Origin of the sequence: Leptotrichia buccalis C-1013-b (assembly GCF_000023905.1) — a bacterium.
Classification (GTDB): domain Bacteria; phylum Fusobacteriota; class Fusobacteriia; order Fusobacteriales; family Leptotrichiaceae; genus Leptotrichia; species Leptotrichia buccalis.
In genome coordinates, this window is record NC_013192.1 from 434,894 (window position 1) to 456,313 (window position 21,420).

The following is a 21,420-nucleotide window of genomic DNA, read 5'->3' on the forward strand; positions in this document are numbered from 1 at the left end:
ATATATCATATACAATAAAAAATAATATAGAAAGGAAAAAAATGTTTAAAAAAGGAAGAAGAATTTTAATTTTAGGGGTATTATTTACAGTTTTACTGTATGCAGAAGGTGAACAAGAAAATAGTGGTGGATCTACTCCAAAAGAAAGTGAAGTAACTATTAAGGAAGAAAGAAGAAAAACACCCGCTGTAAAAGAAAATGAAAGTCGTAATGAAGTAGAACAAGTATCAGGACGGTCAAGTTCAAAATATTCTGATCACAATAGCAAAAGAAATAAACATCAAAAACATGAAGGAAATACTGTATCAAAAGGTGAACTAACATCTACTAATAGTAAAGAAAAAAATATTTCAACAAAAAATAACAATAATAAACCTATACAAAAGAAAAAATTTGTAAAGGCGATTGAACGTGAAAAAGAGGGAGAATCTGAATATCAAGGGGAAGTGATAAAATTTATTGCAACTACCGATGGGAAAATTTTAAAAGATAAAATGTCAAGACAGCAACATCCGATTGCATCTCTTACAAAAGTTATGAATATTCTAGTAGCGCTTGATCAAATAGACAGAGGAAATGCAAAAATTGACGATAAGGTATGTTTTACTCCTGATACTGTAAATATGGGAGGAAGCTGGTTAAATGCCAAAGCTGGAGATTGTTACACATTAAAAGATTTGCTTCGTGCAGAAATTATATATTCGGCAAATAATGCGGCATATATGGTAGCTAAACATATTGGAAAAGGAAATCTTGATAATTTTGTAAAACTTATGAATCAAAAAGCAAAAGAACTAGGAATGAACGATACGCACTATTACACTCCTGCAGGACTTCCAACTTCAATGACAAACAAAGGTATGGACACTTCTACAGCCTATGATATGTATCTGCTTGGAAGAAGAGCTATAAGAGATGAAAGACTTAAGGCATGGATGAAGGAATCTGAATTGGTTTTACAAAATTCTGAAGGTGAAGACGTTATTTATAATAACAGGAATCATTTATTAAATAAATTTGGAATTTATGGATTAAAAACAGGATTCCATGTACAAGCTGGATATAATATGATTGTTTCAAGTAAAATAGGAAATCTTGAAATTATCTCAGTTACACTTGGAAATAAAAGTGATGACGCAAGAACCAAAGATCAAACGCAAGAGTTTACTCAGCTTGAAAAACGTATGATTCCAGTCTACAAGGCAGGACAGGAAATTGGAAATAAATTTAGAATAAAAGGCACAAAAGAGAAAAAAATAGCAGGTGTATTATCAACTAACGTGTATCAGATTGATAATACAAACTATAAATTTGAAGTGAAAGATCTAAAAATTACAACTGAAAATGGTATTTCAAAAGGAGATGTAATTGGTAAGCTGGAAGTTTTGTCAAATGATAATGAACTTGTAAATACAGTTGACATTATAGCATCAAATGATTATAAACAATTATCAGTATTTGGACGTATTTTAAGATTCGTAACATTTGGATTAGCATAAAAAATAATAAAAAACCTCTAAATAATATATGAAAAATAAATATATATATCTAGAGGTTTTTTTCAATAAGATTTTAAAACATTAGCAACAGATTTAATATTCAACAGTTTCTGAAACTCTTTAATAAAATTAAATAACTTTAGAGTTAAGTATTATAAATTACATAAACTTTATTTCAATACGTCTATTTACTGATCTTCCTTCCTCAGTATCATTTGAAGCAATTGGGTTAGCATCTCCATTTCCTTTGGTTTCTATTATTTTTTCAGGAGCAAGACCTAATTCTATTAATTTTTCTTCTACACTTTCGGCTCTTCTTAACGATAATTCTCTGTTGTACTCTTTAGTACCTTTAGAATCAGTATATCCAGTAATCGAAATTTTATGATTTTTACTCTCAATATAATTTTTTAATTTTTCTAGTACAGGAGTATATTCTTCTTTTATCGTAGCACTATTAAAATCAAATTTTAACGCATTTGCATCTAATACGATAATGTCATTCTCTTTAATCTTATCTTCTTTAGTATTTAAATCATCTATATTTACTCCTTCTATTTCAACAGCAGTTGTTTTCATTGCATTATTACGTAAATTTGATGTTGTAATTTTTTTAGCTGTTGATGGTGCGGACACTAATAATACAGATAACATTGCAGTTATTTTTGATTTTTTTTCCATATTTTCCCTCTCTTTCTTTTCTATTATTTATTTATTTTTTTATTTAATTATTACTTTCTAATAATAATTGTAACATATTTTTTTTAATTTTCATAGTAATTTTTTCAGAATTATAATTATTTTAATTATTAAATATTTATATGTTTAAGTTCTTTTAATATCAAATTATTTAAACAAATCTATCATCTGAATAAAAAATAATTAAGATATTCAAGTTTAACTTTAAAGTAAGTTTTATATATGAAAGTTTTTTTATATATTTCAAAAATAAAAAACATTAGATTATATCAATTTTCTTGATTTTCCAATGTTTTTTATATTTTATAGCCCCGCCCCAAATTCAAATCCTTTTCCAGAATATTTAAATTGTGCGTTCTTTTCTGGGAATGGTGTCACTCCAAATTTTAATGAAACTACTGGATAATAACCTAGTTTTTTGTTATTTGGCTTATCCCATTTCATTCCTGCTCCGATTTCCCATTCTATATTTTCAAATCTATGACTTAAAGTTGCCATTCCTAATGTCAACTTATTAACTTTTTTTGCATACCATGAACTTTCGTAAATTTCTGGATCTGATGCTTTTGAAGCTCCATTTTGAACATATTGGAATGTTCCTCCAATCCACCACGGTTTATCAGGATCCCTTGAAAACATATATTTTCCTTCAAATTCGTGTTTTCTAAAATCAAATGTGCTGTTACGAGTTGAAGCTTTTCTGTAAATTCTATCTGGACGTTCCATTATAAAAGCATATCTTAAAAACATTTTTTCCAAATATCCACCTTCAACTTTGAAACTTAAATCATTAATTCTTTTAACACCTTTCATTCCAGTCGGATTTGTCGCGTCTGAACCATCAATTTGCATATCCATTCCTATTTGAAAATATTTTTTCTGACTTCTCAAATTTTGTAATTTTGTATTAAAATCATTTAAACTAAATTTATTTTGACGGTAGTTTTCTTCTTCCACAAAACTTTTATATGCTTCTTCTTCTTCATTGCTTAAAAATAGCCTGTCATCACTATTAACAACAATTTTATCAATAGCAGATTTATTTGAATTATTAATAGAAAATTCCTGTGTATTAGAATTTTTTACCATATTAATATTGTTTATTTGATTCTCAATTTCAGAAATCTCAGTTTTCTTTGTTGTTTCTTTTTTTTCTAAATCAGCTGCAAATCTAGGTTTGGCATTATTTTCATATTTATATAAAAATCCAATCGTTGTATAGTCCTTTCCACGAATATATCTGTCATCTGCCGCGTTCATCGGCGTATTATTAATATCCCTGTATTCTTTTTTACCAAATCCAAAATTTATTTTGAAATAATGATCTGATTCAAATTTTTTATTTTTCATTTTTGAAGTATCGTAAACAAATCCAAATCTGTTGTAGTCTGTTTTTAATTTTAAGGCTGGATAACCAAAAGTAGCATTATTCCCAAAAATATCATTTGTTTTATTTCTAGATTTTGTATATTCAACTCCCCATTCATTAAAATTAACTCCAAGACTTCTTTCTTTTAAAGATTCCTTATATATTCTTTGATTCCATCCAAGACTTGTATTATACGGGAATAATTGTTTATTTTTATCTGTAAATTTATATAAAAAATTATCTCCCGCATTTGACAAATATCCGTATTGAATTTCCCTATTAAAGTTTCTTTCTGATCTGAAGTTTTCAAATTCATATTCTTCATTATTTTCAAAATCAAAACTAACAAATCTTTTATTTGCGATATCAGCTTTCAAATAATTTCTAACATATCTATTTTTTAACCAGTCATATTTAAAATGCCTGTCATCTCTCATTGTTAAATTATAATTAAAAGTAACATTTCCAATATGATAATTAAAATTATTTTTAAATCCTAATGCATTTGTTGGAACTTCTACGATATCATAGCCATTATATGTTGCACTTCCTGCATTTGTCCTTTGAAGAGTTAATATTGCATCATTTGTGACTTTTACATCATATTTATTATTTCTTTTGGCTGTATTGTCAAAAAATGTTGTATACAATCTTGTATCAAGGGTAAAAATTGTCATTGATGGACTTTGTTTTATTGTGTCTCCGCTGGCATCTCTTGCAACCTTATAACCTGACTTAGAATCTAGATCTTCAACTTTTCGTCCATTTACAAAATCTGGTACTGCCAAATTGCTATAATCACGATTTTCAAATGCCATATTGTATCCAATAAAAGAATCCTTGAATGGAATATCAATTCTGTCATTTCCTACGTTAAATTTTTGCGATCTGTATTTTTCGTAAATAATCTTTTTGGGACGACGAATTTTTTCATTATCTTCGTATATTTCATAAATTCTGCTTTCATCAGTCGTTAATGGGTTTAAGAATAATGCGTTATAATTTTCATTATCACGTGTATAATCATATTCGTATTCTTTCTTTCTTATATCAATCTGTTTCACTTGTGCACCAAAATATAAAGTATTTGTCAAATTTTGATACTGTGTTCTAGGTTTGTAACCAAAAAAGTCGCTTTCCTTGAATGGATAATAATTTCCGAAAGTCAATCCCCATTCATTTCTTCTGTCATAAGCAACATTTTGTACCCAGTGAATAGTTTTATCATCACCACGATCACGCATTCCTTTAAGTTCACCATATTCATCCTTATCTGAATCCAAATAATTAAATTTTATTTTGGGTCCTCTAAGATTAATTTCATAACTTCTTTTTTTTCTGTATGAATTTAAATCTCCAACATATCCTGGATTAATATCACGAAAATCTTCATTATCGATTGTTATTCCCATATCCTTGTTTCCATTTGTATATTTTATACTTTTGTATAAATCGACATCGGTTCTACGTGGATCTAGATCTTCGTCTTTCATAATTTTATCATTTATTTCGGTTAGAGCTTTAAGTGCATGCTTATCTTGAGTCCAGTAATATTTAGCATTTAGTTCTCCATTTTGTCCGAGTTCCTGATTTATGTTAAAATCCCAGAAACCAATATGTTTATATTTATCTACAAATGCAGTATAATCATCTTTTAATTCTGTTCCATTTACTGCATACATCAAATTTGTTGTAATATTTTGATAATTTAAATTCCAGATTCCATATCCTGCATCATAAAATTTCATATTTTCTTTTTCTTTTTTGGGAGTATTTTTCACTTTATGATTCCATTTGAAATCCCATTCCTTTTTATGATTTCCTATAGGAACTACAACCCTATTTATAAATATATTTCCAGAATTATTTCCCCAAAAAGAATAATCATTTGAAAATTTTAATGCTAATTTCTTTTTAGTACTTAGCTCAAAATCTACAAATCCTTGAGCGAGCGGACCTAAATCATAGTCAAATCCCATAATTCCAAAAAAACCTCTATCACTATCCATACCAATATATGGAAATAATGTTGCCCTTTGTGTATAAGGCTTTAATGAAGTTACATAATATGGCAATTTTAACCACGTCTTTCCACCTGCAACAATTCCAATATTTCTAGCTATAGCTTTTCTGTTTGGATAAATTTCGAGTTCTTCTGCATTTATTTTATAACTTGGGTTTTCATAAGGACTCGTTGTAAACCATCCATTTTTTATAAAAATCCGTTTATTTCCTTCAGCCAAAGTTTCTTCTCCGCCATAACGTAATTTTAAATTAGTGTCATAACTTTCAGAATTAAATATTTTGGCTAATTTTGTATCCATATCAAAAATAAGGTTATCAGCTTTTATAATCTGAGAACCTTGAGTAAATTCAACATTTCCGGATCCTGAAATAATATTTCTATTAGCAATCTTTTTTAGTTTATCTGCATTTATTGTATAGTCTCCGTATCTTACAGTAACGTTACCTTCAGTCTCTATTTCTTCTGTTTCCAGATTTATTGTAGATTTTTCTGTTTCCAAATCTATAATTTCTCCAGCTGCCTTTAATTCGCTGAAAAGTATAATATAAAACAGTAAAATAAACAATCCTTTATATTTTATTCTTTTCATATTTTCAACCTTTTATTATTAAATGTAGTAGTCATTTTAAAATCAAACTTAAAATTATAACCATTCTACCTAAACCCCAAGGTTATTTATTTAGTAGATCGATTTTCAGGGGTGTGAGTGTAGTTCGATTTTGATAGGATTAGAGCATAATTTGCTAAATTATACCATATTTTTATTGTTATAACAATTTATTTTATATTTGAAACTTTTTAAGTAATTTTATTCTTACAAATTATATTTTTTCCAAAATAATGCCATTTTTTCTATATTTGCAATTACTAATAATATATCACTTTCACTTATTGCAGTATTTGGAAGAGGCATAATATTTAATTCTTCTTTGCTTTTTATTCCAATAATATTCATTTCGTACTTATTTCTCAAATTTAATTCTATAAGATTTTTCCCAACAAAATCCTTTGGTGCTTTTATTTCAAACATTCTATATTTTTCTGAAAACTTAAAATGTTCTGTTATATTTGGTCTTATTACTCCAAGTGCTGTTTCTTTGGCCATTGTTTCTTCTGGGTAAACAACCGATGTCGCTCCAATTTTTTTTAAAATTTTACCTTGTAATTCATTCTTTGCTTTGCAAATTATTGTTTTTATTCCTATTTCCTTTAAAATTACAGTAATAAATACGCTAGACTGAGTATTTTTGCCAATGCATACAAAAGCCGTATTAAAATCATCATTAACAACCTTTTTGATTGAATTTTCGTCTGTTACATCCAATGTAATTGCATCACTTGCAATTTCATCATCAATTACTTTTTGCACACGTTCTTCCTGTTGATCTATCGCGAGTACCATTTTACCATTTTCATATAATGTCTGTGCTATACTTCTACCAAATGTTCCGAGTCCAATTACTAAGTATCCTGCCATTTTTCACCTCTTTTTTATCCTATCAAAATATCTTCTTTTGGATAAACATATCTTCCTTTTGAATTTTTAACTTTAGACAATGCCAATGCTATTGTTAATGGTCCTACTCTTCCAACAAACATTGTAATCATAATTAATAATTTAGAAATATCCGATAATTGTGGTGTTAAATCTCGCGATAATCCCACCGTTCCAAAAGCAGATACTAATTCAAATCCTAATTCTATAACTCTTATATCTTCTAGCCAAATTAATAAAAATAATATTACAACAACATACATAATTGATATAAAAACAATAACCATAGCTTTATTATATATTTTCCAGCTAATTCTTCTCTTATTGTATTCCAAATGTTCCTTATTTTTTATAGTTGTAACTATCCCAAAAAGTATCAATCCAACTGTAGTAGTTTTTATCCCACCACCTGTTGAGCCAGGTGAGGCTCCAATAAACATTAATACTACAAACAAAAAAACTGTAGGTTCCCGCAGTTCAGCTATGGAAATTGTATTAAATCCAGCTGTTCTTGTTGTTACACTTTGAAAAAAAGCAGCTCCTATTTTTTCAAAAAATGGCAATGTTCCTAATGTTTTATTATTTGAATACTCTAAAATAAATGTTAAAATTGTCCCAAATATTATTAGAAAAATTGACATTTTTATAGCTATTCTTGTTGTTGTTGTAAGCCTTCTATCTTTTTTTAGAAAATATTGATAAATATTAAGAATTGCTGCAAAACCTATTCCGCCAAAAAAAATTAACAATGGAATTATAGTATTTATGATTACACTGTTTTTAAAATCACTTAAATTATTTGTAAATAATGCAAATCCAGCATTACAGAATGCAGAAATAGAATGAAATATTGAATAATAAATCGCTTTCTTATAATCAAATATTTGTATAAATTTTAAAAACAATATTGCAGCCCCGATAATTTCTATTGTAAAAACTGTTATCAAAACTTTTTTTACAAATTTTTGTATTTCAAATGTCGTATTAGCATTTATATCTTCCTGTATCAGCTTTTTTGTAAAATATCCCATTTTTTTAGAAATCATCATTACAACTATTGCTGAAAATGTGATAATTCCTATTCCGCCAAGCTGAATTAATATCATAATAACTGTTTTTCCAAATAAATTATAGACTTTGCTCACATCATTTACTGTAAGCCCTGTTACACAGACAGCCGATGTTGCAGTAAACATACCCTCAAGCAAATTTGTCTTTTGTCCATTTTCTGTTGCAATTGGTAAAGAAAGTAAAAAGCCGCCTATTAATATAATTATTATAAATGACGCTAATATTATTATATATGGTGATATTTCCTTTTGTTTCTTTAACATCAGAATCGCCTAACTTTCTTTTTTAAAAACTTTTTTCGATTTCCAATTTTTAATTTTTTAAATAACCCAGAAATCAAATTCTTCAATCATATTTTCATATGTTTTGTCTTTTGCCAGTAAATTTGTAAATTCCCTAAAATCTTCGCCAGTTTTTCTTAGATATTCATCATTTCCAACCAGTTCTTCAATTTTATCTCCTATTCTTTTCCATGCCTTATTAAGCTCAGGTATGACTTTTAGCCCTTCTTCTGTTATCTTAGTAAAAGAATTCTTTCCTGATTTTTCTCTTTCTACATATCCTTTTGAAACTAATTTATCTACAAACCTTGTAACTGTTGATGGAGCTATTGCTAAAGCTTCTGATATTTGATTTACTGTGAGACCATTCTTTTCTTCTTTTAATATAATCATTAAAAAAGCATGAGTTGGATAAATACCCAGATTTTCAAATGATTCTTCTGCTATTTTGTTAACCATTCTAAACATTTTTGAAATCGTAAAATAAATACACTTTTGAATTTCTATCGTTCCTTTGCTATTCATAAATTTTTTTACTCCTTTATTTTTTATTTATTTATTTTTTACTATATATTTTTCCCAACAGAATACCCATGTTAATTTAATAATAATATACACAGGAATCGCAATAAATGCACCGCTGATTCCAAATAATGCCCCTCCAATCAAAACTACCAGAAGTGTTGTAATTGGATGCATTTCCACTGATTTTCCTGTAAGCCATGGTTTTACAATGTTCGCTTCTATTGTCTGAACAATTGTAATTAAGACCACTATCAAAATTACCAGCTTGAATGATTTTGTAAAAGCATACAGTATTGCTGGAATCAATCCAATAAATGGTCCTATAAACGGAATTACATTTCCAAATCCTACTATTACTGAAAAAAGCATACTGTAGTCCATTTTCAGAAAATAAAAAATTATAAATGATATAATTCCTACAATCATACTGTCTAACGCAGTTACTAGAATATATTTTCCAATAGTTTCATCCATATTTTTTATTAAAATAATCAAATCTTCTCTTCCAATATTTCTAAAAAAACGTTTGACTCCATTTTCAATATTATCATAACTGAAAATTAACATTATTGTAAAAATAGGTGTCATAAATAACAGACTGAATGTACTGCTTATTAAGGAAAAACTTGAACCTAAAACTTTTATGGCATTTGATATAATTATATCTTTAGAACTCATAAGAGAACTTCGTAAATCAATATTGTTACTTTCTAAAAATCCAAAAAAGTTATTTTGCAGTTTATCCTGATTTTTTAAAAGGAAATCTATAAGACTGGAAACTTGTTTTGTAATAATTGGTACAATTGTTAAGATTATATATAGGAAAATTATGAAAAATACTGATAAAACCAGTAAAATCGCAAATGTCCTATTTAATTTTATTTTTTTCTTTCCTTTATGTTTATTATCTGTTTCAAAGCCAGCAACTTCCTTTTTTTCACTTATCATGTCTATAAATGGCATAAGACAATATACTATTACAAATGACAAGATAAACGGGAAAATCGTACTTATTACCAGTCTTATCGGTTTTGCAAAATAATCATAAACTTTGAAAAACAGCAATATCGCCAGAAGTACCAATACTGCTATAATTAAAAGATTTCTTAACTTCAGAAAATTTTTTTCATCATAAAATTTCATTTAATTTTTTATCCTTCCGTTTTTATCCAAATGATTTTTCACTTTTCCTATTAAATACAATATCAATCGGACATCCTTCAAATCCGAAATATTCCCTTAATTTATTTTCAATGTATCTTTGATAAGAAAAATGTATAAGTTCTGGATTGTTTGCAAAAAATACGAATTTTGGTGGTGCCTGACTTACCTGTGTAGCATAATTTATTTTTACAGCTCTTCCTTTTCTTGTAGGCACTGGATTCTGTGCTATCATTTCAGCTAAGATCTGATTTAACAATCCTGTTGTTATTTTTTTGTGATATTCTTCGTTAATAAATTTAGCTTGCTCCAGAATATTTAATGTTCTTTTCCCTGTCAATGCTGAAATTGTAACAATTGGCGCATAATCCAGAAATGCCAAGTCAGCTTTTACAAGCTCAGTAAACTCTTTCACACTATTGTTATTTTTTTCAATCAAATCCCATTTATTAACTGCAATAATAATGGGCTTTCTCTCCTCATAAATCATTCCTGCAATTCTTTTGTCCTGATCTGTCAAAAGCTCTGTCGCATCAAGCATCAGCACACAGACATCAGCCCTTTTTATCGCTTTCATTGCCCGAAGTATGCTGTAATATTCGATATCATCTTCCACTTTGGATTTTCTACGAATTCCAGCTGTATCAATTAAAGTATAAGTTTCTCCATTGTATCTAAGGCTTGAATCAATTGAATCTCTTGTAGTTCCCGCAATATCACTTACAATCGAACGTTCTTCATTCAAAAGTTTATTTACAAGCGAAGATTTACCAGCATTTGGTCTACCAAGAATCGCAATATTAAGTCCATCTTCAATTTGTTTTATTTTTTTATCTTCAAACTTTTCAATTACTGCGTCCAGTAAATCTCCCAAATTTGTCTTATGTTCCCCAGAAATTCCGATAACTTCCTCAAATCCTAATCCATAAAACTCAAAAATATTTTCCTGATCACGCAGATAATTGTCAATTTTGTTTACAGCGACAACAACTTTCTTATCCTGTCTTCTAAGTACTGTTGCCACATCTTCGTCAAGTCCAGTAATTCCAGCTTTTCCATCTACCAGAAATATAATCACATCCGCCTCGTCAATTGCAACTTGTGCCTGCTGCTTAATTTTCCCCATCATAAAATCTTCTGTCCTAGGCTCAAGACCTCCAGTATCCACCAGAATAAATTCCTTTCCTGACCATTCTATTTCACGATATAGCCTGTCTCTTGTAACTCCAGGCTCATCTTTTACGATGGATAGCCTATCTCCCACCAACTTATTAAATAACGTTGATTTTCCCACATTAGGTCTGCCAACAATTGCTACAGTGTGTTTCATTTTTCCTCCATTTTATTATATATATTTTATGTCTTAATAATTCTCAAAAACAATATTATATTTATTTTATCATATTTTTGGCATTTTTATTAGTTTTTTTTAACGAAAAGAAAAACTTTTAGAAATTATTCGGAATCTTTTTTTATTGAACTAATGGAATTAAGTGTCTTTAAAGTTTGTATACACACTTTGATTTTATAACATTAATCTGATAAAACTAAATAAATATACAATTTTGCTATATATTTTATACTATTTCCCGTTTAAATAGCGAATGTTTAATAAATTTTGAATTACATACATTTAGTAAGGAATTAAAACTTTTTGTCCTTAACATAGTTTCTATTTTATAATGGGATTTAGTATTAATTTTATTTTTCACTATTCAGTTAGTAAAAAACTGCACCTCCAATCTTTATCCCAGATTTTCAGGTACAGTAAATTAATTAAAAATAATTTTATTTTTTGAAAAATAATTCAATAACTCTCAAAATACAAAAAGTAATTCCGCTAGCAATAACAGGCCCTGCCGCAATTCCTTTGAAAAACACAACTCCCATTATTGTTCCAATTACTAGAGCGACTGTAATTTCAGGCTGCCCCGAGAGTAATCCTACTCCTTTTGAAGAAAGGATGGAAACAGAAATTCCACTTATAATCGCAACCCATCCAATCGGAGATTTAAAGGCATTTAATAAATGAGAAAAACCAATTTCTCCTGTAGCAATAGGAATTAAAATAGCAACTGTGATTACTAAAACACCCCAATTTATACCTTCTTTTCTAAATTGAATCATAAAATTTTGAATATCAATTCCTTTTAATTTATAATTTTCTGTGATATTAAATAAAACTTTTAAAATTAACACAAAAATTGTTGCATAAACTATAGATTTATTCTGTGTAATTGCACCAACTAATAAAATTAGCCCTAAAAAAATAAAACTTTCCAAAATTTTTCCTTTCTATTTTTGTTATTTTATACTAAATTCCATTTAAAAAATAAAAATTATATTTTAATTATTTGATAACAAAAGACCAAGAATCCCTTGCTAAAAAAAATTTTAATAAATTCATTATTTACAATGGGAAAATAGTACTATTTAATTTGTTCTAAAATAAACGGATCCTTTATTTTAGTGTCTTCTGCAAATAAAATGATTTTACTCATAATTTCAGCTGTTTTGGGATCTTCATCAACAAATGGTAGAAATATCCTTCCTCTATGCTGAGAATGTATTGGAAGTACATTTATTTCAGCTCCTGCTCTCTGATGAACTACTCCACTTCCCAGATGAACTGTGTATTCTGCACGTTCGCCTTTTATTATAGCATGTTTTTCAGTAAATGTAATATTTTTAAGTTTAAATAATTTAAGATTAAACTCAACAATAGCTTTTCTCATTTCAACAGTCGAATGACTAGCTTCAGGATCAACACCGCCAACATGAGCTACACTTACAGCCAGATCCACATCTCTCATTACTTCTGTAAAGATTAAATCAGGAATATCATCTATAAGCATCGGTTTAAAGGTCTTTCTGTCGTAAAAACAAACCCATTCAAGTGTTGGAGCTTCAATATCAGATGGAGAAAACCAGTCTGCCATTGCATAAATTTTTGCTATAATATTATTTTTATAATAAATTTTTTGCAGCCCTTCTTCATAATCAGCAACCCATCTTCTATTTTTTAGTACAGCAACAGTTTTATTTGGCTGAATTTGATGTCCAGCATATCTTAATGAATTTTCCTTGCCTTTTTCATCCTGAGTTTTTATATAAATTTCTCTAAATATCTGTTTAAACGGCTGTTTTATCTGTTTTGTGAATAGGTCTTGCTGGTACTCGCTCCATTTTCCACTGTTATACAAATCAAGAGCATGAGCAATTTTTAACACTTGACTTTCTTCAAGTTCAAGAATTTCTCCATTTACAGTTACAAGAGTACCATCACTGTAGTAACCAAGATTGTTTTCAGATTTGAAAACGAGAGTGTCCAGCAATGGTGAAATTACAGGATTTTCCATTAGATTTTTTATTTCATAATTGTAGAATTCTGTACCGTCTTCCATTGCCTCTTCTAGCATTTTTTTAGAACGTCTATATTGTTCCTTCAAATTTTTATTAACTTCCTTAATTTCTTCAATATATTTATTTTTCTTTAGTTTTACTGGCATTGTTTTCAAAGTTTTTCCATTTTTTTCAAAAACTGTTTTAGTTTGTCCAAATTCATCAATTTTTATAAACACCGATATTTCGTCAATTATTTTTGGCTCAAAATATTTTTGCATTTCATTAATTAAAGCTGTTTCCATACTCCAAATTAAACGAATTACATCTGAATATCCAGCATTTCTTGATAAATTTTCAAGCGATATTTCAAAAGCCTTTGCCTCGCTTGCCCGACGCTGAGCTCCAAACTGCTTACTTTCTTTTAGAAATTTCTGCAAAAATTTGTACCTATGAAGTAAATCTTTGTCACGAGCCTTTTTTAATGGAATTAATGAATAGCTAGCAACCAAGTCTTTATTTCTCTTGTCTTGAATCTTTGTTTCAGTTTCCTTTAATTTTAACTTTCCTTGTACAGCGTCTGCAAACATTCTTGCCCGTGAATGCTTTGCTCCATCTGATACATATTTTGCCGCCTCATAAAGCATCTCAAATCGTTTTTTCCCCAATTCTTTATAAGCAGACTTGAACCAGTCAATATCAAAAGCTCCCACAGCCAAATCTTCAACTGAAATAGGAGTATATTTGGCAAATAGACTTTCCATATTTTTAGACACATCACTTATATGAGCATGAAAATAGTAACAGGCACTTTCCATTCCTTTCCAGCCTAAATATTTCTGAATAAGTGGTATCCAACGTGGTGCATACATTGCCACTTCTATAAGCCGCTGTTGACTAATTTTGCTTCCTTTTATTTTTTTAGCAAATAGTTCACTGGTATCTGTTTTATCAGGAATACTGTTTTTCAAAAGATGACTCAAATTTGATTTTTTGGAATCATCACTGTAATAATAGGAATAATAACCACCTCTTTCCAGCTTTTCATTACCCAGTGCCATCAAAATCTTGATAAGATTGTCAACACCTTTTACAATCGGTATCTGATGAATCGTATTTGAGTATTCCACAGGATTCTCCCCTCTTTTAAACTCTGAATCCAAAATGTAGTCAATTATTTTTTGCCCTTCTGTTCTAAAAAATTCCATAACTTTCTGTTCATCTTGATTTTTTTTAGAATCTTCATTATTATAAATAAAATTACACAAAGTTCTTATATTATCCTTTACGTTTCCGCGATTAAGTACTTCAATATAAAACTCGTCTTTTGTAATAATTCCTTTTGTTACAGCAAAAGCAAATTCATAAAGTGAAATGAGTTCGCCATTTAATTCTCCATTTTTCTTTTGTATATAATTGTACATTTTTTTATAAATTTCATATTTTAGGATAAACTGCTCACCAAATTCCTTCTCATTTGGATAATATCCCATATTATTTTTAGCCTCTCGAAAAATTAGGTTATTGTCAAAAATGCTTGAATACATTTCTTTGGCGTCATCTCTTCCCCAATGATTTTTCCCCTGCTTTGTCAAAATCTTGCTTTCATCCAAGTGATTGTAAACATAAGAAAATACAGTTTTTCCAAATTTATAACAATATTTTTTATTTTTTTCTTCATTTTTGTATTCATTTATAAGCAGATGTATAATTTGAGATATTTTTCCAACTGAATAATAATATCCTTTATTTACCTCAAAATGTTTTAAATCATTATTTTTTCTTTGCTCAAATATTATTTTTTCAATTAGGTTATTTGCACCAAATCCAAGCATTTCATTCGTATAGTTTAAATATTCCTTTGCTGAAAATCTTTCCTTTGTGAATAAATACAGCTGATATAGCGTTTTAAAATCCTTAATTTCTGTTTTGTAAAATTCCCGCCATACTTCCTCCAGTGGATAATCCTCTAATTTCTGATTTCCATAATCGTATTTTCTATCCGAAGAAAAAATAGGAGAAAATGTATTAGAAAGCAAAGCTTCTTCTCCATAAACAGTTTTGTACTCATAATTTTCGTATTTCACATACAAATCGTTTAATTTTTTTACAATTTCCAAAAGTTCATCAATAGACTTTGTAAATATTTTTTTTATATCTAATTTTTCCTCTAAAAATTCTTTATTTTCAAAATTTGGCTCATAATCAGTGTTATATTTAAGTGCCTCATTAACAGCTTTTTTCTCTTCCCTATTAATTTCATTAATTAAAACAATTTCACTTGAAGTAGGCTCTTTCACAAGGTTTACATACTTTTTCAATGTTTTCACATCGTCTTTTTTCTCATTTTTAGCCTTCAAAATCAAGTCAAATGCAGCGAGTCGTTTATTTACATCCTTTGTCTTTATAAGATTTTCAACACTTTCATAAAATGCCGTCTTTTTCTGCAAATAAAGTAAATTAATCAGATTTTTACGAACTTCTGAAGTTTTTAACTTTAGCATTCCTTCCATTTCTTTACAATATTTTTGGACTAAATTATGTTTTTTAGCTATTTCAAAGGCTTTATTAGTTACTGCACCGTCTTTTAAACTATCAATCACAAATTTTGCATGATTTTCATTCTCAAATTTTTGAGCAACAAGCTGTAGAATATCCTCTTTTGTATAATAATTAAGAAATTTTGCATAATCCAAAATTTTATCAATATATTCACCTTTCAAAAATAGCGATATTATAGCCATTTTATCAGCAATTGCCACTTTATACAAAGTAACTGAATACCATGGAAAAATACAAGGCGAAAAATCCTTTCTAACTTTTGTCATTTGTTTAACTAAATTTTCAAATATTCCAAAAAACTCTTTTGCCTCATCTTCATTTTCAAAAAAATCAGTCAATTTAACTTTTCCATTATTTATTCTCTGAAAAATTTGATAAGTATTTACATTTCCCACAAGATTCCCTGAATAACATGCATAAATTTCCAAATCATCGGGATTTTTCTGAATAACTTTTTTTGCAATTTTTTGAGATAATTTTGGATTTTGAATAATATCAAGGTAGTAGGAAGCAAGCAAAACAGTGTGGCGTTTTCCAGTATTTATAAGTTTTTCAATCGCTTTTACAGCCATCGAAACATCTTCTCTTCCTTTTTGCCAAAGCCCTAGCAAAACTTCCACATTGTCCTCACTTTTCAAAAGCTCATCAGCATATTTCGGATTTTCCACGAGTTTATTGATAATCTCAATTTCCTTTTTGCTAACTCTGTCTGCATACATTTCTCCAATTCCAGTCCATGTTGCCAAAGCTCTTTTTACTGATGAAAAACGTAATAAATCATTATCATAAACAATTTTAAACATATAATCAAAGTTTTCAGCAGTTCCACCATCCATCGTTTCGCATATAGCCTGTCGTAGCCCTTCCTGAAGCTTTGCAGCCAATAGTAATTTCCCAACTAATTCTACAAGCTCGCGATTATTTGACGAAAAAATTGCCCTAAAAGTTGTATAATCTAATACAAATGTATTGTTATCACTCAAAATCATTTCTTTCAAAAACTCAATAACTTCTTTATTGCTTCTATTAATTTCAGCTAAAAGATAAGATTCTGCGTCAATATTCCCATACTGTTTCGTATCATACTCTTTTTTCAAAATTTTCATAATATCCAATTCCAAAATATGGAATTCCACAAAACGTGTCAAAATATCCCACATATCCCGCAAATGATCTCTATAATTTGAACTTAGTATCATTTTTCTATAATATCCTTTTGTATAAGGAGTTTGTACAGTTTTTTCACAAACTTCAATAAAAAGTTCCCTAAAATACTTTCCTATCATCACATCCAAAGCAGGATAAATTTCTTTTGGAAAAATATCTTCAAGCCTAACATTTTTAACATTTTTAATTTTCTTTTTTATTTCTACAAGCGCAAAAATTTCATACTCATATTCTCCAGTTTTAACAGTACCTTTCAATGCATTTTCAATAAATTTTCGACTTTCTGAATTTAATTTTTCCTTTTCCTTTGACAATTTCATTCTGTAACTATTTTTCAATTTGTCAGGAATACTGTAATCTATTACCATAATAAATTCTCCTTATAAATTATTTATTAAATATTTATTTTAAAACATTTTTCTCAATCTAGTTTTTAAACTACTTTATTTAATAACAGTTTTTCCTAATATTTTTTATTTTAATCATTGGCGAATATTAATTACCACATTCTCCCAGCTAACATCGTAAGTCTAACAAATGTCAACTCGTCATTCTCGTTCAAATTTACCTCACTATGTATTTCTCCCACTTCTTCATCATTCACAAAAATTCTGTAAATTCCATCTTCATAACTTTGCAGTGCATTTTCAATCGCCTTTTCCAAATCCTGCTTTTGTTCATTATAATCTACCCCAAACGAAATTTTTCCAGCATCCGACAAATCATTAATTTTCTTATCAGTCAAATACGGAACAATGTCGTTTTCAGTAGAACCTTCATTAAATTTTTTCACATTTATTGTAACAAATTCTGTCAAAAGTTCCTTTACAGTCTTTATTTCTTCATTAATTTCGTATTCTTTCTTATCAATTTTATTTTTTTTCTTTCCAATTTGTTTTACATTTACATAAACTTTCATATTTTTTCATTCACTTTCATTATTTTTTTATATTTTATCATATATTCCTGTTATTTAACATTGCGAAAACTTTTAAAATAAGCTCGAATTTTCATAACTATAGAAAAAATATTTTAAAACCGAACTCAAAAATTATAACGATATTATTCAAAATCTAAGATTGTTTTATTTTTACGAGTTTAATTATATACTCGAACCCTTTTAAAATAGAACTGCTAAAAATTGAAAAATCTAGGGTTTGAGTAAAATAGTCATATCTTTTGAGTTCAGTTTTAAGGCAGTTTTACTATAAAACAAGAATTTAAAAATACTTATAAAAAAATCAGCCTTCATACAAAGACTGATAATTAATTATTATTTATTGTTTAGCTGTAAATATTTTTCTCCTTTTTCAGAAAGTTTATAAACCGTGCTATCCACATAAATATATTTTTCCTTTTTAGCTTTTTCAATAACTTTATTTAAAAATCCTTTATTCCAACGTAAATGATTATCAATAGTGTCAATTCCACATTCATCTTTTTCCTGCTTAGTATTTACATGGTTTGATAAATGGATTAGCAAAATTCTGACAGAAAAAGTCATTTTTTGAGTTCTTTTTCGATTTATTGTAAAAATAAGTCCTTTTTTGGGAGAAAAAATTAGTGTTAAAAGGAAAATTACTCCGATTGCAACTGCGATACTTCCTGCAATTGAAATGTCAAAAAATCTTGCAAAATGAAATCCAATGATACTTGCCACAGCTCCCAAAACGAGACTTAATCCTATCATTACTTTTAGCTTATCTGTTAATAAATACGCTGTAATTGGAGGCCCAATCATAAATGCAACCACCAGTATTGAACCTACTGCCTCAAATGAGGATACTGCTGTCATTGACACAAGCGACATTAGCATATAGTGAATTAATACTGGCTTCATTCCAAGTGTTATTGCAAGAGCCTTATCAAATACTGATATTTTTAATTCCTTGAAAAAAATAACGACAAAAGATAAGTTTATTAAAAATATTACAAAAGTTGTAACTAGCCCTTTTGCAACACTAAAACCAAATATCTGTACCCGATTAAATGGTGCGAATGCCAGTTCTCCCAATAATACCGAATCAACGTCCAAATGTACATTTCCAGCATATTTTGAAATCAAAATTACGGCAATACTGAATAGCAACGGGAAAACCACTCCAATTGCAGAATCTTCCTTAACAAGCCTTGTCGAATTAAGAAGTTCCACAAGGTAAACTGTTAAAACTCCAACTATTCCTGCACCTACTATTAACAAAGGAGAATTCAAATCATGAACTGCAAAAAATGCAACTACAATTCCAAGTAAGATAGTATGCGTAATCGCATCTGAAACCATCGCCATACTTTTTAAAACCAGAAATGTTCCCAAAATTGAGCAGGCACTTGCCACCATTATTGCAATTAACTGTATTTCAATTGAAAAATCCATAATTTATTTCCCCCTTTCCAAATTATTTATTTTAAAATTATTTAATCCAGCTTTTTTATTTTCAAGTTTTTCTCTAAATTCTTTTTTTCTTTTCTGATTTCTTATAATTTTAAATACAATCCCTCTTTTATTTGAAAAAAGAATACTAATAATTACGATTATGCTTATAATTATAACGATAACAGGCCCGGTAGGCAAATTACTTTCACTTATACTAATCAAAGTTCCAAGCAAACCTGATATTCCTCCAAAAAATGCTGCCAAAATTACCATGATTGAAAGTTTGTCTGTCCATTGCCGTGCAGCAACTGCTGGAGAAATAAGCATCGCACTTATTAAAATTACTCCTGCCGCCTGAATACCGATTATTACAGTAGTTACAATCAATATGGAAATCAATATTTCAATTTTTTTACTTGGAAATCCCAATGTTTTGGCAAAATCAGAGTCAAACGAAACAATTTTAAATTCCTTCCAGAAAAGAATAATTATAATTAAAAGAATAATCCCTGTAATGAAGATAATATTTACATCTCTTTTAATAAATGTCGATGCTTGCCCAAAAATAAATTTATTTAATCCCGATTTATTTGCACCTGGCAATTTATTCAAATAAGAAAGTAAAACTAATCCTAACCCAAAAAATACCGATAAAATCAATGCTAAAGCACTATCAAATTTTATTTTTGTATAATTTTGAATTAATTGAATTAAACCAATACATACAATTCCTGTTATTAAAGCACCTAGCAGTAAAATTTCTGTATTTTTTACATTTGTAAATAAAAAAGCTAAGCAAACTCCAGGAAGTGAAGCATGAGAAACGGCATCTCCCAATAAACTTTGCTTTCTTAAAACTGCAAAACAGCCAAGTATTCCTGAAACCATTCCAAGCAATAGACAACCAAGTGCAACTGTTCTGAATGTATGATCTGTTATAAGAAGATTTAATATATTCATTTTATCGCTCCTTTTCAATTTCAGACAGATTTCCATTATTTTGAGTTGCTTTTTTACTCTTATATGTTTTTTCAATATTTTCAGGAGTAAAAATTTCTTCCACAGGTCCAGAAGCTATAACAGACACATTTATAAATGTCACATAATCAAAATAATCCTTTACCGTCTGCAAATCATGATGAACAGCAATTACAGTTTTTTTCTCATCTCGCAATTTTTTTAAAATATTTACAATAGATTTTTCCGTTTTACTGTCGACACCTTGAAACGGCTCGTCCATAAAATATATTTCAGCATCCTGCACTAATGCCCGTGCCAAAAACACCCTTTGCTGTTGTCCCCCTGACAGCTGGCTTATCTGTCTGTCTGAAAACTCATCCATTTCCACCTTATGAATTGCTTCTTTCGTCTTTTCCTTATCAATTTTTCTAACTTTCTTTAACCACCCGACTTTTCCATAACGCCCCATTTCCACAACATCAAATACAGTAGTGGGAAAATCCCAGTCAACACTTCCTCTTTGTGGTACATAAGCTATCTTATCCCGCACTTTGCTATATTTTTCATCATAAAATTTTACTTCTCCAGTAACAGGCTTTAGCAAATCAAGCATTGCTTTAATTAAAGTAGATTTTCCAGCCCCATTCGGGCCTACTATAGCCATAAGAATCCCTTTTTTAATATCAAGCTCAACATCCCATAAAACAGGTTTATCCTCATAAGCTATCGTCAAATCTTCAACTCTTATAATAATATCATCAGAAACATTTTGATTCATTTTATTTTTCTCCTAAATTCTAAAAAGTATAACATAGCAAAACAACTTCTCAAGAATTTTTTATATTTATACAATAAAATAGGAATAATAAACAAAGTTGTTCTGCTATAT

General features: G+C 28.7%; 14 protein-coding genes. 1 reads left to right on the plus strand and 13 read right to left on the minus strand.

Annotated elements, in window-relative coordinates:
- Window positions 1-41 precede the first annotated feature (41 nt).
- Window positions 42-1,499 (plus strand): D-alanyl-D-alanine carboxypeptidase family protein, encoded by a 1,458-nt coding sequence (locus LEBU_RS02135; RefSeq protein ID WP_012806519.1) that lies wholly within the window; start codon window positions 42-44, stop codon window positions 1,497-1,499.
- Window positions 1,500-1,658: 159 nt separating this feature from the next.
- Here the strand turns inward: LEBU_RS02135 and LEBU_RS02140 are convergent, their stop codons facing one another.
- The 13 genes from LEBU_RS02140 to LEBU_RS02200 form a co-directional block, all read right to left on the minus strand.
- A complete protein-coding gene (locus LEBU_RS02140; protein WP_012806520.1) occupies window positions 1,659-2,180 on the minus strand; it encodes an OmpA family protein in 522 nt (173 codons plus the stop codon).
- 321 nt (window positions 2,181-2,501) lie between these two features.
- Window positions 2,502-6,182 (minus strand): LPS-assembly protein LptD, encoded by a 3,681-nt coding sequence (locus tag LEBU_RS02145; protein WP_012806521.1) that lies wholly within the window; start codon window positions 6,180-6,182, stop codon window positions 2,502-2,504.
- Between the two features lie 225 nt (window positions 6,183-6,407).
- Window positions 6,408-7,070: a potassium channel family protein gene (locus tag LEBU_RS02150; protein ID WP_012806522.1), complete on the minus strand. Its 663-nt coding sequence runs from the start codon at window positions 7,068-7,070 to the stop codon at window positions 6,408-6,410.
- Between the two features lie 14 nt (window positions 7,071-7,084).
- Window positions 7,085-8,422: a TrkH family potassium uptake protein gene (locus LEBU_RS02155; protein WP_012806523.1), complete on the minus strand. Its 1,338-nt coding sequence runs from the start codon at window positions 8,420-8,422 to the stop codon at window positions 7,085-7,087.
- A 57-nt stretch (window positions 8,423-8,479) separates the two neighbouring features.
- A complete protein-coding gene (locus tag LEBU_RS02160) occupies window positions 8,480-8,965 on the minus strand; it encodes a MarR family winged helix-turn-helix transcriptional regulator (protein ID WP_012806524.1) in 486 nt (161 codons plus the stop codon).
- Window positions 8,966-8,992: 27 nt separating this feature from the next.
- Complete coding sequence (locus LEBU_RS02165; protein ID WP_012806525.1) at window positions 8,993-10,108, minus strand: AI-2E family transporter; 1,116 nt, start codon at window positions 10,106-10,108, stop codon at window positions 8,993-8,995.
- A 22-nt stretch (window positions 10,109-10,130) separates the two neighbouring features.
- Window positions 10,131-11,456 (minus strand): ribosome biogenesis GTPase Der, encoded by a 1,326-nt coding sequence (gene der / locus LEBU_RS02170; protein ID WP_012806526.1) that lies wholly within the window; start codon window positions 11,454-11,456, stop codon window positions 10,131-10,133.
- 458 nt (window positions 11,457-11,914) lie between these two features.
- Window positions 11,915-12,409, minus strand: coding sequence for a DUF441 domain-containing protein (locus LEBU_RS02175; protein ID WP_012806527.1), 495 nt, complete (start codon window positions 12,407-12,409; stop codon window positions 11,915-11,917).
- Between the two features lie 146 nt (window positions 12,410-12,555).
- A complete protein-coding gene (locus LEBU_RS02180; protein ID WP_012806528.1) occupies window positions 12,556-17,565 on the minus strand; it encodes a DUF4132 domain-containing protein in 5,010 nt (1,669 codons plus the stop codon).
- Between the two features lie 131 nt (window positions 17,566-17,696).
- Entirely contained in the window at window positions 17,697-18,116 is a 420-nt protein-coding gene (locus LEBU_RS02185) for a hypothetical protein (protein ID WP_012806529.1), read from the minus strand.
- 354 nt (window positions 18,117-18,470) lie between these two features.
- Window positions 18,471-19,571 (minus strand): metal ABC transporter permease, encoded by a 1,101-nt coding sequence (locus LEBU_RS02190; RefSeq protein WP_012806530.1) that lies wholly within the window; start codon window positions 19,569-19,571, stop codon window positions 18,471-18,473.
- Between the two features lie 3 nt (window positions 19,572-19,574).
- A complete protein-coding gene (locus LEBU_RS02195) occupies window positions 19,575-20,531 on the minus strand; it encodes a metal ABC transporter permease (protein WP_012806531.1) in 957 nt (318 codons plus the stop codon).
- Between the two features lies 1 nt (window position 20,532).
- A complete protein-coding gene (locus LEBU_RS02200; RefSeq protein WP_012806532.1) occupies window positions 20,533-21,309 on the minus strand; it encodes a metal ABC transporter ATP-binding protein in 777 nt (258 codons plus the stop codon).
- Window positions 21,310-21,420 lie beyond the last annotated feature (111 nt).

What these genes read in the sequence shown, in the direction of transcription:
- LEBU_RS02135 (WP_012806519.1), top strand. Translation starts at nt 42, where the DNA reads ATGTTTAAAAAAGGAAGAAGAATTTTAATTTTAGGGGTATTATTTACA.
- LEBU_RS02140 (WP_012806520.1), bottom strand. Translation starts at nt 2,180, where the DNA reads ATGGAAAAAAAATCAAAAATAACTGCAATGTTATCTGTATTATTAGTG.
- LEBU_RS02145 (WP_012806521.1), bottom strand. Translation starts at nt 6,182, where the DNA reads ATGAAAAGAATAAAATATAAAGGATTGTTTATTTTACTGTTTTATATT.
- LEBU_RS02150 (WP_012806522.1), bottom strand. Translation starts at nt 7,070, where the DNA reads ATGGCAGGATACTTAGTAATTGGACTCGGAACATTTGGTAGAAGTATA.
- LEBU_RS02155 (WP_012806523.1), bottom strand. Translation starts at nt 8,422, where the DNA reads ATGTTAAAGAAACAAAAGGAAATATCACCATATATAATAATATTAGCG.
- LEBU_RS02160 (WP_012806524.1), bottom strand. Translation starts at nt 8,965, where the DNA reads ATGAATAGCAAAGGAACGATAGAAATTCAAAAGTGTATTTATTTTACG.
- LEBU_RS02165 (WP_012806525.1), bottom strand. Translation starts at nt 10,108, where the DNA reads ATGAAATTTTATGATGAAAAAAATTTTCTGAAGTTAAGAAATCTTTTA.
- der (WP_012806526.1), bottom strand. Translation starts at nt 11,456, where the DNA reads ATGAAACACACTGTAGCAATTGTTGGCAGACCTAATGTGGGAAAATCA.
- LEBU_RS02180 (WP_012806528.1), bottom strand. Translation starts at nt 17,565, where the DNA reads ATGGTAATAGATTACAGTATTCCTGACAAATTGAAAAATAGTTACAGA.
- LEBU_RS02185 (WP_012806529.1), bottom strand. Translation starts at nt 18,116, where the DNA reads ATGAAAGTTTATGTAAATGTAAAACAAATTGGAAAGAAAAAAAATAAA.
- LEBU_RS02190 (WP_012806530.1), bottom strand. Translation starts at nt 19,571, where the DNA reads ATGGATTTTTCAATTGAAATACAGTTAATTGCAATAATGGTGGCAAGT.
- LEBU_RS02195 (WP_012806531.1), bottom strand. Translation starts at nt 20,531, where the DNA reads ATGAATATATTAAATCTTCTTATAACAGATCATACATTCAGAACAGTT.
- LEBU_RS02200 (WP_012806532.1), bottom strand. Translation starts at nt 21,309, where the DNA reads ATGAATCAAAATGTTTCTGATGATATTATTATAAGAGTTGAAGATTTG.